This window comes from Rhodococcus sp. SMB37 (assembly GCF_004345605.1).
In the GTDB taxonomy this organism is placed as follows: Bacteria; Actinomycetota; Actinomycetes; order Mycobacteriales; family Mycobacteriaceae; genus Rhodococcus.
Window position 1 is genome coordinate 37,262 of record NZ_SLVY01000024.1, and the last position, 12,595, is coordinate 49,856.

At 66.6% G+C, this 12,595-nt stretch carries 8 protein-coding genes; 6 read left to right on the forward strand and 2 right to left on the reverse strand.

Annotated features, from left to right (window positions below; genetic code table 11):
• Positions 1-7: 7 nt before the first annotated feature.
• Positions 8-769 (forward strand): crotonase/enoyl-CoA hydratase family protein, encoded by a 762-nt coding sequence (locus EV641_RS26970; protein ID WP_054718091.1) that lies wholly within the window; start codon positions 8-10, stop codon positions 767-769.
• Positions 770-838: 69 nt separating this feature from the next.
• Here EV641_RS26970 and EV641_RS26975 read toward each other — a convergent pair whose 3' ends face one another.
• Positions 839-4,462, reverse strand: a complete 3,624-nt coding sequence (locus EV641_RS26975; protein WP_158289220.1) for an ABC transporter ATP-binding protein — start codon at positions 4,460-4,462, stop codon at positions 839-841.
• Positions 4,463-4,564: 102 nt separating this feature from the next.
• Between EV641_RS26975 and EV641_RS26980 the strand changes: the two genes are divergently transcribed.
• Positions 4,565-5,836, forward strand: coding sequence for an MFS transporter (locus tag EV641_RS26980; protein WP_132476252.1), 1,272 nt, complete (start codon positions 4,565-4,567; stop codon positions 5,834-5,836).
• A gap of 26 nt (positions 5,837-5,862) precedes the next feature.
• On the forward strand, positions 5,863-6,633 hold the full coding sequence (locus EV641_RS26985; RefSeq protein WP_132476255.1) for an alpha/beta fold hydrolase: 771 nt from the start codon (positions 5,863-5,865) through the stop codon (positions 6,631-6,633).
• Positions 6,634-7,806: 1,173 nt separating this feature from the next.
• On the opposite strand, the gene EV641_RS29575 is transcribed toward EV641_RS26985, so the two are convergent.
• Positions 7,807-7,974 carry a hypothetical protein gene (locus EV641_RS29575; protein WP_199233403.1) on the reverse strand — a complete coding sequence of 56 codons (168 nt, stop codon included), beginning with the start codon at positions 7,972-7,974 and terminating at the stop codon, positions 7,807-7,809.
• A 256-nt stretch (positions 7,975-8,230) separates the two neighbouring features.
• On the opposite strand from EV641_RS29575, the gene EV641_RS27000 reads away from it, so the two are divergent.
• The 3 genes from EV641_RS27000 (at position 8,231) to EV641_RS27010 (ending at position 12,595) form a co-directional block, all read left to right on the forward strand.
• The gene (locus EV641_RS27000; protein WP_241997493.1) at positions 8,231-10,510 is read left to right on the forward strand and encodes a type I polyketide synthase; all 2,280 of its coding nucleotides are present in this window, start codon (positions 8,231-8,233) and stop codon (positions 10,508-10,510) included.
• Between the two features lie 97 nt (positions 10,511-10,607).
• The gene (locus EV641_RS27005) at positions 10,608-11,615 is read left to right on the forward strand and encodes an ABC transporter substrate-binding protein (protein ID WP_054714063.1); all 1,008 of its coding nucleotides are present in this window, start codon (positions 10,608-10,610) and stop codon (positions 11,613-11,615) included.
• A 110-nt stretch (positions 11,616-11,725) separates the two neighbouring features.
• Entirely contained in the window at positions 11,726-12,595 is an 870-nt protein-coding gene (locus EV641_RS27010; RefSeq protein ID WP_054714066.1) for a LysR family transcriptional regulator, read from the forward strand.

Below are 12,595 nucleotides of genomic sequence, written 5' to 3' on the forward strand. Positions count from 1 at the left end.
AGCTGACATGAGCGTTGTTCTCACCGAGTTCGCCGACGGCATCGCCGTCTTCACCCTCAATCGCCCCGAGGCCAAGAACGCCGTCACCCTCGAGGTGTCCGAGGCCCTCGCCGCCGCGATGGACGAATTCGAGGCACGCCCCGACCTGACCATCGGCATTCTCACCGGTGCCGGCGGAACTTTCTGCGCCGGCATGGATCTCAAGGCGTTCTCGCGCGGTGAACGTCCGTCGATCCCCGGCCGCGGATTCGGCGGAATCACCGAAGCTCCACCCACGAAGCCGCTGATCGCTGCGGTCGAAGGTTGGGCACTCGCCGGCGGTTGCGAACTTGCACTGTCCGCCGACCTGATCGTCGCGTCACGCGAAGCGAAGTTCGGCATTCCCGAGGTCAAGCGCGGCCTCGCTGCTGCAGCCGGCGGTCTACTGCGGCTGCCGAAGATCCTCCCGTACCCGCTGGCAATGGAGATGGCCATCACCGGCGACCCGCTCACCGCCGAGGTCGCCTTCCAGCACGGTCTCGTCAACCGGGTCACCGAGCCCGGCGAGGCGCTGACCGTCGCGAAGGAACTCGCCGCACGTGTCGCCGCCAACGGGCCGCTCGCAGTGAAGGCCACCAAGCAGGTCGTGGCGATGTCTGCGAAGTACACCGACCCCGACGCGTTCGTCGCGCAGCGCAAGTTCATCGACCCGGTGTTCGCGTCGAACGACGCCCAGGAAGGCGCGAAAGCATTCGCCGAGAAGCGTGCTCCCGTCTGGACCGGCGCGTAGCCGACTCCGGACACGACCGTGACCACCGTCCGAGGTACTGAGCCCTGGGACGGTGGACACGGTCGTTCATCAGCCGGTGACCGCGTGGGCAACCTCGTGGGCATCCCACAGACGCCGGTACACCGCACTCGACTCGAGTAGTTCGTCGTGCGTGCCCACTCCGTCGACGCCACCGCCGTCGAGAACGACGATGCGGTCCGCACCGCGGATCGTGTCGAGCCGATGCGCGACGACGAGTACCGTGCGTCCCGCCACGAGGTGCGACAACGCGACCTGGATACGACGTTCGGTGGCCGGGTCGATCGAGGCGACCGCTTCGTCGAGCAACAGGACGTCGGGGTCGCGCAGGAGCGCGCGAGCAATCGAAAGTCGCTGCCGCTGACCGCCGGACAGGTCGTCGCCGGCTTCCGCCAGCACGGCGTCCAGCCCGTCCGGTAGTGCTCGGACGAAGTCCGCGGCCTGCGCGGATTCGAGGGCCGACCACACCTGCTCGTCCGTCGCGTCGGGCGCACCGATCGTGAGGTTGGAGCGGATGGTATCGGGAAACAGGTAGACCTCTTGGTACACGGTCGTGACGGTGCGACGCAGATCGTCCTCGGTCACCTCGCGCAGGTCGGCTCCACCGATACGGATCGAACCCGAATCGACATCCCAGAACCGTGCGACGAGATCCGCGACCGTGGACTTGCCTGCGCCGGACGGCCCGACGAGAGCAGTCACCTTTCCCGATTCGGCCCGGAACGACACACCCCGCAGGGCTTCGTCGTCGTTGTAGGAGAACCGCACGTCGCGGAATTCGACGTCGGTGCCGGACATGGGTGTCGGTTCGGTGGGTTCTGGAAGTTCATCGATGTCCCACACGCCACCGAGTTGCTCGGCGATCCGATCCTGCTGATGCCGATACGTACTCAGCTCCAACAGTTCCTGCAGCGGCCGGTACAGATTGAGTGCGATCACCAGGAAGAGCAACAGTGTCGTCGCAGCGACCTCACCGCCGAGGAACAAGGAACTTCCGAGCCACAGGAGGGCGACGAAGCCGAGTTCCAGCACCACGGTCGCCACCGCAGTCAGCGGGCTCGTGCGCACCGCCATCCCCACGCTCGAACGACGCAGGCGCTCGACTGCGCTGCGATAGCGGACTGCCTGGGGTGCATCGGGGAACGCGCGCAGGACCGCGGCGCCGCGCACGAACTCGAGCAGTGCCGTGTTCGCTTCCCGGCGGGCATCGGTGACGTCGGTGCTGATCGCGCTCTGGGCCCGGTCTGCAACCACGAGCAGTCCGAGGAACACCGGGACACCGATCAACGCCGCAACAGCGAGTCTCCAGTCGAGGACGGCGAGCACGATCGTTGCGAGTACCGGTTGTACGACGGCGACCACGAGTTTGCCCGGCAGGTTGACGAAATCGACGAGGGCGAGATCGGAGACGACCAAGGTCGAGGTACGGCCCGCATCCATCCGGTCGAAGGCCCCGAGTGGCACGCGACGCAGCCGGTGCAGGACCGATCGTCGCAGGTCGGCGATCGCGCGTTGCGTCACCGGCCACCAGACCCGGGCGACATCCACACCGATGACGACACGCGCGATGAACAGAACGAGCAGAGCACTGCTGAGGGTGAGGACGTCGGAGGTCTCGACAGGTCCGTCGAGGGCTGTGAACAACGCGATGAACACCACGAGCATCGGGGCGCTCGTGAGTGCGCCTTCGAGAAGCACGCGCCAAAGGCCCCGCCGGAAGAAGGTCGAGCGGTGGTGGCCGAGCATTGCGAACCATTGCGCCACCGGACCTTTCGCAGCGAGATCCGCGACAGCGGGGGTGCGGTCCGCATCGCTGGAGTCCTGCTCCTCTGTATCAGCAGGCAGCACGGCAGACCGAGATGTATGCGCCGTCGGGTCGTCGTCGGCGTCGTCGGCCGGCTCCAGGCGCCATCCGTCGACTGCGCGATAGTCCTCCCACAGCGACCGGTAGCCCTCGCTCGAGGCAAGCAGTTCGGTGTGCGTGCCGGCAGCCGCGATGCGCCCCGCATCGAGGAGGAGGATGCGGTCGTATCCGGTGATCGACCCGAGGCGGTGCGCGACGGTGACGACCGTACGACCCTCGGCGAGGTCCGCCAGAGCGCGGACGACGGCCTGCTCGTTCTCCGCATCGAGGAACGCGGTGGCTTCGTCGAGAAGGACCACCGGGGCATCCTTCAAGAACGCACGAGCAATCGAAATGCGTTGACGCTGGCCACCGGAGAGCCGGCCACCGCCGGCTCCGAGTCGCGTGTCCCAACCGTCTTCGAGGTCGGGAAGAAACTCCGTCACGCGCGCGCGTCGGGCAGCCTCGTGCACTTCGTCGTCGGTGGCACCCGGCCTGGCCAATCGGATGTTCTCGGTCACGGTGTCGTCGAAGACGTAGTCGTCCTGCTGGACGAATGCCACGAGCCCGGCCAGTTCGATCGGGTCGATGTCTCGCAGGTCGACACCACCGAGTCGGACCTCGCCGCCGGTCACGTCGGCGAAACGGGCGAGCAACCGCAGGAGCGTCGTCTTGCCGGCGCCGCTGCCACCCACCAGGGCGACCGATGTTCCGGGTTCGATCGTGAGATCGATGCCGTCGAGGACCGTGTTGTCGCCGTAGGCGAAGCGGACGTCGGCGAGTTCGATTCGGCTGCCTTCCGGTGAGCGCGGGTGCTCGGCTCGTGGCAGATCTTCCTCCGCAAGAATCGCTCCGATGTTCTTCAGCCCCGCTTCCACCTGGTACTGCAGGACGGCCACGCTGAGTGTCAGGCTCATCAGAGGCTGCGCGAATCCCACACCGACCAGCAGGAAGAACACTAGTTCGGCGACGTCGAGCGATCCGGTGTGGACGAGATAGAGCCCGAGTGGGAGCAGGAACAGGACGCTGATCGACGCGAACGCTGTCGCGGAGACCGCCCCGACCCGGCCCCTGGACGTCTTGAGATTCTCGATCGCCTCGCTGTCGGTAACCGCGCGCTCGACGTCGACGAACGAACTCGTGGGCCGGACGAACCCGCGGATCACGCGGATCCCTCGGACAAATGAAACAACCGATACATTCAGGGCGGTGGCGATTTCGGATTCCCGGGGAGCGAGATCGGCGCTGCGCCCCACCGCCCAGGCAATACACGCGACGACGCACACGACGATCGCGACCGCCGCAAGTCCCATTCGCCAGTCGATCCAGAACATCACACCCAAAGTGGCGAGTGGGACGGCAATGGAGGAGGCAATATCCGGGATGGCATGCGACAACCCGAGCTCGAGCTGCTCGACATCATCCTGCACAACCTTCTTGAGCTCGCCGGCGCTGCGGGACCTGGCTCTCGCCAACGGCATCCGATCGATACGGTCGGCGAGTTCGAGTCGTAGGTCGGCCAGCGCACGGTACGCGGTCACGTGCGACAGCCAGTTCGCGACAGCTCGCAGAACAACTTTCGCGGCCACCCCCGCTGCTGCCAGCACCACCAGGCTCGTGATGCGGTCGGTGCGCGGCACTTCGGAAACGAAGAGATCCACTGCAACCAGATAGACCACCACGAAGGGAATCAGGCCCGCAAGCGCGCCGAGAATCGCGGCCAGCGCACTGAAGACCAGCGAAACTCTTCGGCGCACGAGTATTTCAGACACCGTAGGCCCGCGTCGTCCGGCCTCGAGCGGCGGCTCGACTGTCGTCGTACGACTGTTCATGATCATTAAGATAGCTTAGGCTCACCTCAAATGGGGATCGTGTTCGTTTCCCTCGCAATTACCGCCGATGTTTCTCGATAGCTTTCTGATGCCCGGAGACCTATGTCCACCTCACCTCTTCCCGTCACCGATCCCACCCCGGACCCGCCCTCGACCATGCCCAGGTCACAACGCTTGACGCTCGTGGCACTGCTGTACTGCACGCAGAACCTCTCGCTGGGCATGTTCACCTACGCGTTCCTCACCATCGCGCAGGCGAACGGTGTCTCCCTTGCTACCATCGGGGCTGCGACCGGGCTAGCGACTCTCCTCGTTCTCAAATTCCTCTGGGCGCCGCTCGTCGACCGATACGGCTCCTCACGGCTGGGCCACTACCGCGGCTGGCTGGTCGCGACACAATCACTGCTCGCCGTCGGCGCCGCATCGCTCGCTCTCCTCGACCCCGCGGAGGACTTCGCCATCGCGCTGGTCATCTACGCCGCGTTGTTCATCGTGGCCGGCACCCAGGACGTTGCCGCCGACGCCGCCACCACGCGGCTGCTCACGCCGTCCGACCGCGGGATCGGCAACGGCTTCCAATCCGCGGGCAGCTGCGTCGCCCAGATCGTCGGCGGCGGGCTCGTTCTCCTCGTGTACGGCGCTGCGGGCTGGGCCGCCGCCGCCCTCGTTCTCGCTGTATGGAGCGCCCTTCCGTTGCCCTTCGTCCTGGCCTGGAACGAGAAGACCACCACCGCCACCCAGCCACGACCACGCGTCACCCGCAAGACGATCACGCAGTTCTTCACGCGCCCGGGGGTCGCCCGGTGGGCCCTGCTCCTGTTACCCGTGTACACAGCCGGCGGGACGATCTCCTACAACCTGGTGCGCCCGATGCTCGTCGACGCCGGATGGTCCGAATCCGAGATCGGCACCGTCGTGGTGATCGCCGGCAGCGCCTTCGGCATCGTGTCGGGTGTCACCGCGGGAATGTTCATCCGACGACTCGGACGCCGACTGTCGCTGGTCGCGCTGGGCCTGACCCAGGTGGCGGCATGCCTGGGCACCGTCGCGCTCGCGCTCGGATCCGACGGCCGCACCGCTGTGATACTCGTCGTGGCATTGTCGAATATCGGTTTCGCGGCCTCGGGCGCGATCGTCTACACGATCTCGATGGACCTGGTGCGGCACGAATCCGCCGGCACCGACTTCACACTCTTCACGACCGTCTCGGGCATCGCGATGGCAGTAGCCGGTGGACTCGGCATCGCCGCTGCAGGTTCCGCCGGATTCGTTCCCGTCACGGTCTTCGCCGCACTCCTGGCAGCCGCCGGTGTGGTGGTGGTCGGCAGGGGAATCACACCCGTGCTCGCCGCCATGCCCTCCGAGGTCCCCTGACCGCTCACTCTCCAAGGACCAGTCACATGTTGCACAACGTCGGAAACACCACGTCACCATCCCTCCGGACAGTCCGCAGCACGCCTTCGGCCAGGCACCGGCTGGTGATGCTGCCGCACGCGGGTGGCGGAGCGTCGTACTACCGGCGACTCGCGACCGGCATCGCTACGGATGTGGACGTGATCGTCGTCCAGTACCCGGGCAGGGAAGACCGACTCGACGATTCACCGTCGGATTCTCTTATTGCACTCGCTGATTCGATCGCCCGGGAAATATCGGACACCGAGATGGACGCTCCGATCCTCTTCGGGCACAGCATGGGCGCGCTGGTTGCGTTCGAAGTCGCGCGGCGACTGGAGAGCGACGGGCGACCGGCATCGGCACCACATCACATCGTCCTGTCCGGCAGAGGGCCACAACCACCGTCGTCGACCGTCCACCTGTCCTCGGATGACGAACTCGTCCGCACCATCGAGGACCTCGGCGCTACTCCCGCGGGACTGCTGGACGACGCCGACATCCGCGCGATGCTCCTCGGACCGATCCGCGACGACTATCGATTGGTGGAAACCTATCGCCTCGAACCCGCCCCGTTGCTCGCCGCCGATATCACGACCTTCGCGGGCCTCGACGACCCCACGGTCGAGACCTCCGACGTCCGTGCGTGGCAGAAGATGACCCGGGGACGATACCGATCCGAGGTATTCCCGGGCGGACACTTCTTCCCGGCCGAGAACACCGGCACCTTCCACGCAGCACTCGACCGCGTCATGAGCCCCCGCGGGGCAGATTCATGACAAGCGATGCTGTGACCTCTGCAGGGACCGACCGGCAGGCACTGCTCGCCCGGTTGCTCACCTCGTCCACGCCTGTTCCCGCGGCGCGGGCCGACGGCCCTCGACACGTTCCGATCACCGGGCCTGTACCCGCATCCGGTGCGCAGGAAGCCCTGTGGTTCGTCGAACAACTGGACGAGTCCCCCCGCTACAACATGACGATGACCCTGCGGCTGGACGGTCGGCCGGACATCGGCGCGCTGCGCACGTGCGTGCAGGCACTCGTCGAACGTCATCCGGCGCTCCGCACCTCGTTCACCGTCATCGACGGGCACCTACACCAGATGGTCCACGACCACGTCACGCTTCCGTGGACCTGCGCGGACGCCGACACCGAAGATCTCGGATTCGTGACGGCACATGCCCTCAGACCCTTCGATCTCGAGTCAGGCCCCCTGGTCCGGGCCGGTCTGTGGCGGTTCCCCGACTCCTCGCACGTGCTGTCCTTGGTGGTGCATCACATGCGTGGGCGACGGCCGGTCGTTCGGCATCCTCCTGAACGAGATCGCGCAGCACTACACCTATCTGACGGCACAGACCGGCAGCGCTCCGGTGGCACCTGCACTGACGTTCACCGATTTCAGTCGAGATCTGCACGAGCGATTGTCCTCCGGGCTGGAAGCGCGCCAACGACGATGGTGGCAGGATCACCTCACCCCGACCCACTCCGGCACCACTCCACTACCCGACACCGGAATCATCGATCCCCAAGAGACCGGGGCATCGCATGCCGTGACGTGGGACCTGCCTTCAGGCACCGCGGATCTCGTCGAACGATTCGCGCGTTCTGCGCACACGACCCCGTTCACGGTGGTCATGGCGGCATTACAGGCGCTGCTGTGCCGCTACGGCAGTCCCGACCGGGTCACCGTCGGCACCGCGGTGGACGGGCGCGGTGGGCCGGCCTACGAACACGTGGTCGGATACTTCGTCAACACCGTGCTCGTGCGCCCCGACATCGCCCCGGACAGCTCGTTCACAGACCACGTCGCAGCCACGGCCCGCACCCACACCGATGCGCTCCGCCACTCAGACCTGCCTTTCGAGTCGGTCGTCGCTGCGGTGGCCCCGACCCGCGACGGAGTTCGCACGCCCCTGTGCAATGTGTACTTCGTACGCCAGGACGCGCCCGGCTCATTGCGATTCGGTGACGTGACGGCCCACCCAGTCGAACTGGGGGCATCTCCCGCCCAATTCGACCTCGTCGTCCACTGGGCAGACGGCGTGGATCAGGGCGCCGTGACCCTGGTCGCGGATGGATCGGTCCTCGACGAATCCACCGTGCTCGATATCGCGCGACACCTGTCGAACCTCCTTACGAACGCCGTGCGCAATCCCGGGACCCCACTGTCCGAACTCGTCATCGTCGACGACGTCGACCTCGACCGGATCCGGAACCTGACCGATCCCGCGTCGCGGCCATCTTCAATAGCCGGTGAACATGCCGGGATCACATCCGATTTCCGGCTCGTCGTCGCCGAACCCAACGGCATGGTGTGTCCGGTAGGTGTGGCCGGAGAGCTCTTCCTCGTTCCCGTTCGTTCCGTGCTCGGCAGCTGTGCTGCTCAAACGGTATGCCGACGCGCTCGAGGACGGCGACACGATCCATGCGGTGATCAAGGGCAGCGCCGTCAACAACGACGGCGCCGACAAGGTCGGGTTCACCGCCCCCAGCCCCCGAGGGCAGGCCGCAGTGATCGCCGAGGCGCTCGCCGTTGGGGAGGTCGACCCGAGCACCATCTCGTATGTCGAAACACACGGAACGGCAACCAGAGTCGGCGACTCTATCGAAGTGGAGGCGCTCGAGGAAGCACTCAGCGGTGCGGCACCGGGGTCCTGTCTGCTCGGTGCACTCAAGCCGGTGATCGGCCATACCGACACCGCCGCGGGAGCCAGCGCCCTGATCAAGGTACTGCTCGCGCTGAAACACGAGACGCTCCCGCCGGTCCCCGACTTCCGTGAGGCCGATCCGGCGATCGACTTCGAGTCGTCGGTGTGCCGGGTCAACGCCGGCGCCACGGCGTGGCCACGCACGCCCGGAAGTCCCAGACGTGCCGGCATCAGCGCCTTCAGTATCGGCGGCACGAACGCCCACGTCGTCGTGGAGGAACCCCCGGTTGCTCCGGCAGGTCGCCGAAAGGCGACCCCGGGCCCTCTTGTGCTGCCGCTGTCCGCCGCGACGCCGGCTGCGTTGAACACGCTGACAAACCGGCTCGCGGATGCGTTCGACGGAACCGACCTCGACCCCGCGGACGCCGCCACCACACTGAGCCTCGGCCGGGTTGAACTGGGCTTCCGGCGCCACGTGATCGTCGAACCGAGGGCCCACGCCGCCGAAGCGCTGCGGGCGTCGTCGACGAAGGCTGCGGTCCACGCAGCCGGAGGCGAAGACGTAGTGTTCGTCTTCCCGGGGCAAGGCAGCCAGTTCCCGGGAATGGGCTCGGACCTGTATCGAGACGTGCCCGCCTACGCCGCCGCGGTCGACCGCTGCGCCGAGAGGTTCGCGCCACTGATCGGTATCGACCTGCGTCAGTTCCTCACCGTCGAGACAACCGACGACAACGACGATCTCACCCGCCAACTTGCGCGCACGGACCTGACCCAGCCCGCACTGTTCACCGTCGAGTACGCCACCGTCATGGCACTGCAGGATCTGGGCATCATCCCGACGGTGCTGCTCGGGCACTCGATCGGCGAATTCGCAGCTGCCGTGGCGTCGGGGATCTTCGAGCTCGGCGATGCGATCACCGCCGTCGCCGCACGCGGCAGTCTCATGGCCTCGACCGCAGCGGGTGCGACGGCCGTCGTCCGGTGCACCGAGGACGACGTCCGATCCGCGCTCACCGGGACCGGCGCGTGCGTCGCCGCAGTCAACGGACCGAGGCAGGTGGTGGTGAGCGGAACGACCAACGACATCGCGACGGTCGTCGAGCGCCTGCGGGAGGACAACCGGAGCGTCACGCTGCTCCCGACGGACCGAGCCTTCCACTCGCCCCTGGTCGACGAGGTGGTGAGACCATTCGACGACGTGATCCGGGCCCTCGGATTGCGCACACCGCGGATCCCGATGATCTGTACCTCCACTGCCACGATGCTCGACGCGGCGACCGCGACGGACACCGGCACCTGGAGCACCCAGCTGCGGACCACGGTGCGGTTCGCGGACTCGGTCGCGGTGGTCGACCGCACCCATCCGGATGCCGTGTGGGTGGAAGTCGGGCCCGGAACCGCACTCGGTTCCCTCGTCAGGTCGTGCGGTGTCGATACCGATGTCGTGGCAACGGTCGGCAGACCGGAGTCGGCGTGGCCTGCGGGCACGGCCGGTGCCGACCTTGCCGGACGTCTGTGGTGCGCGGGCGCGCAACCGGATCACACGAGCTTCGCGGGTTCCGGACGTCGTGTGCCGCTACCCACGTACCCGTTCGAGCGACAGCGGCATCGAATCGGCCGGTCGAACCATATGCCGACGGCATCGGCCACCGATCCCGTCGCTCTCACTCGCGCAGAGCGCCCGGAGACGGGAACGGAGTTCGTAGCACCCCGAAGCGGCCTCGAGGACGCCGTCGCGGAGACCGTTGCGGAAGCACTGGGCCTCGAACGGCTCGGCGCCCACGACGACCTGTTCGCGTTCGGCGGCGATTCCGTGACGGCAACGGCTGTCGCGGCACGACTCTCCGAGGCCTATCCGGTGACGGTCACGCTGGCAGACGTCATGGCTTCACCGGCGACGCCGAGCGGAATCGCCGAACGCCTCACCTCGTTGCTCACCGATGCCGTGGAGAACATGAGCGAAGAAGAAGTCGCGCAGATGCTCTCCGTCCTCGCGGATCCGGCTTGACCGCCAGCGGGGAATCGCCCGGAGGGTGATCGAGCCAGGTTTTCCGGTGGCGTACATGCGCTATCGGTCTCGTGCAGTACGAATTCAGGAGAAACAAATGAAATGGCGGATCACCGGCATGGCCGGTCTCATCGGTGCAGCGGCACTGGTTGCGGGATGTTCGCAGGAAGCTTCATCGACGGGGGTTGTGACCGGGGCGAGTGAAGCGACGGGAATTGTCACCGAATCCGAATCGATCACCGTGACGCACGCGTTCGGCGAGACGGTAATCGAGTCCGAGCCCAAGAGGATCGTCGCGTTGGGGGCCACCGCGACCGATGCTGTACTGGCGTTGGGGGGCACCCTGGTCGGAGCGGCCGCCAGCCCCGTAAGCGCCACCGGAATCTCACCGTGGCAGGAGGACCTGCTGGATCCGGCATCGACCACACTTCTGCAGATGGATCAGGTCGGCGGATACGACTACGAGCAGATCCTCTCGCTCGACCCCGACCTGGTGCTCGCTCAGGAGGCCGGCAACGCGGAGGCGATCTACGACGAACTCGGTGACGTGGTTCCCGTGATCCCTTTCCACGAGAACGCGTTCGGCGATTCTTGGCAGACCGTCACCCGCGATGTCGCAACGATCCTCGGCGAAGAGGAGGTCGGCGACGAACTCGTTGCGTCCGTCGAATCCGCCTCCGACGCTCCGGACGGCCTGGACGGGAGGACCTGGCTGTTCCTTGCCGCTCCGGCACCGGGTCTGGTCAATGTGATCAACAATGAGAACGACCCCATGTCCCAGTTCTTCGCCCGCTACGGCATGAAGATCTCCCCGGAGGTGCTCGCGCTCGAAGACAACGTCCAGAATCCGGGCACGGCGGTCGTCTCCGAGGAGAACTACGGGGTGCTCGACGCCGATCTCGTGATCGTTGCGGCCGGATCGGACGAGGCGAGTTCGCAACTCCTCGGGTCACCCACCTTCTCAGTGGTGCCGGCCGTCGTCGACGGACGCACCTGGGTCACGGACATGACCGTCGCCATGGCACTACGTTCGCCGACCGTGCTGGCGGTGCCATGGGTTGCCGATCAGCTGCAGCCGAAGCTCGAGACAGTGGCCGACCGATGAGTGCGGCATCACTCGCCGAACCCCACCATCGGAAGCTGCCGGATCGGCGTCGGGGATCCGGCTCGAGCCCGACAGGCACCGTCGAATACTCGACCACCTAGGATGAACGGGTGGACCTGCATCTCGTGACTTACTTCGTGGCCGTCATCGACCACGGTGGAATCACGAAAGCAGCTCAGGCTCTGTATATTTCACAGCCATCGCTGTCGCAGGCCATCCGAACCTTCGAACGCCGGCTGGGTACCACTCTCTTCGACCGGACCGGCCGGCGCCTCACCCTGACCGAGGACGGCCGCACCCTCGAGGTCGCGGCGCGCCGCATTCTCGCCGACGTCGAACGCGCGAAGAGCAAGGTCGCGGCGGTCCGCGAGCTCGAGGCCGGTCGCATCCAGATCGTGACGTACTCCGCGTTCTCCATCCATCCCGTCGTCGAACTCGTCCGACGGTTCCGGACCCGCCACCCCGGCATCATGGTGGCAATCTCCGACTCCGACGGCCCGGCCGGTGTGCACTCCGCACTCCGACGCGGCGAGGCCGAGATCGGAGTGACCGACCTGTCGGCCGAGCACGCCGGCATGATCACCGTCCCGCTCCTCGAACAGGAGATGGTCCTCGCCCTGCACCCCGATCTGGCGGCCGAACTTCCCGATCCGGTGCCGCGCGAGATCGTCCGCAAGGTTCCCCTGGTCATCGATCTGGGATCACCCGCCGACGCTGCGAAAACCGGCGAGCTGCTCGGCTCCGACAACGTCGTCGTCGACTGCGCTCACCCCACCGCCATCTGGGAATTCGTGATGCGCGGCACCGGAGCGACCGTGGTGCCCCGACAGGTCGCCGAAAAACAGATACCCGGCGCCACCGTCCTGCGGCTCGACCCGCCGCTGCACCGTCCCGTCGGGCTCGTCCTGCGAGCCGGAGAACCGTCACCGGCAGCGGCCGCATTCATCTCGGCCGCAACCGGCACGAAACCGGGAGCGTAG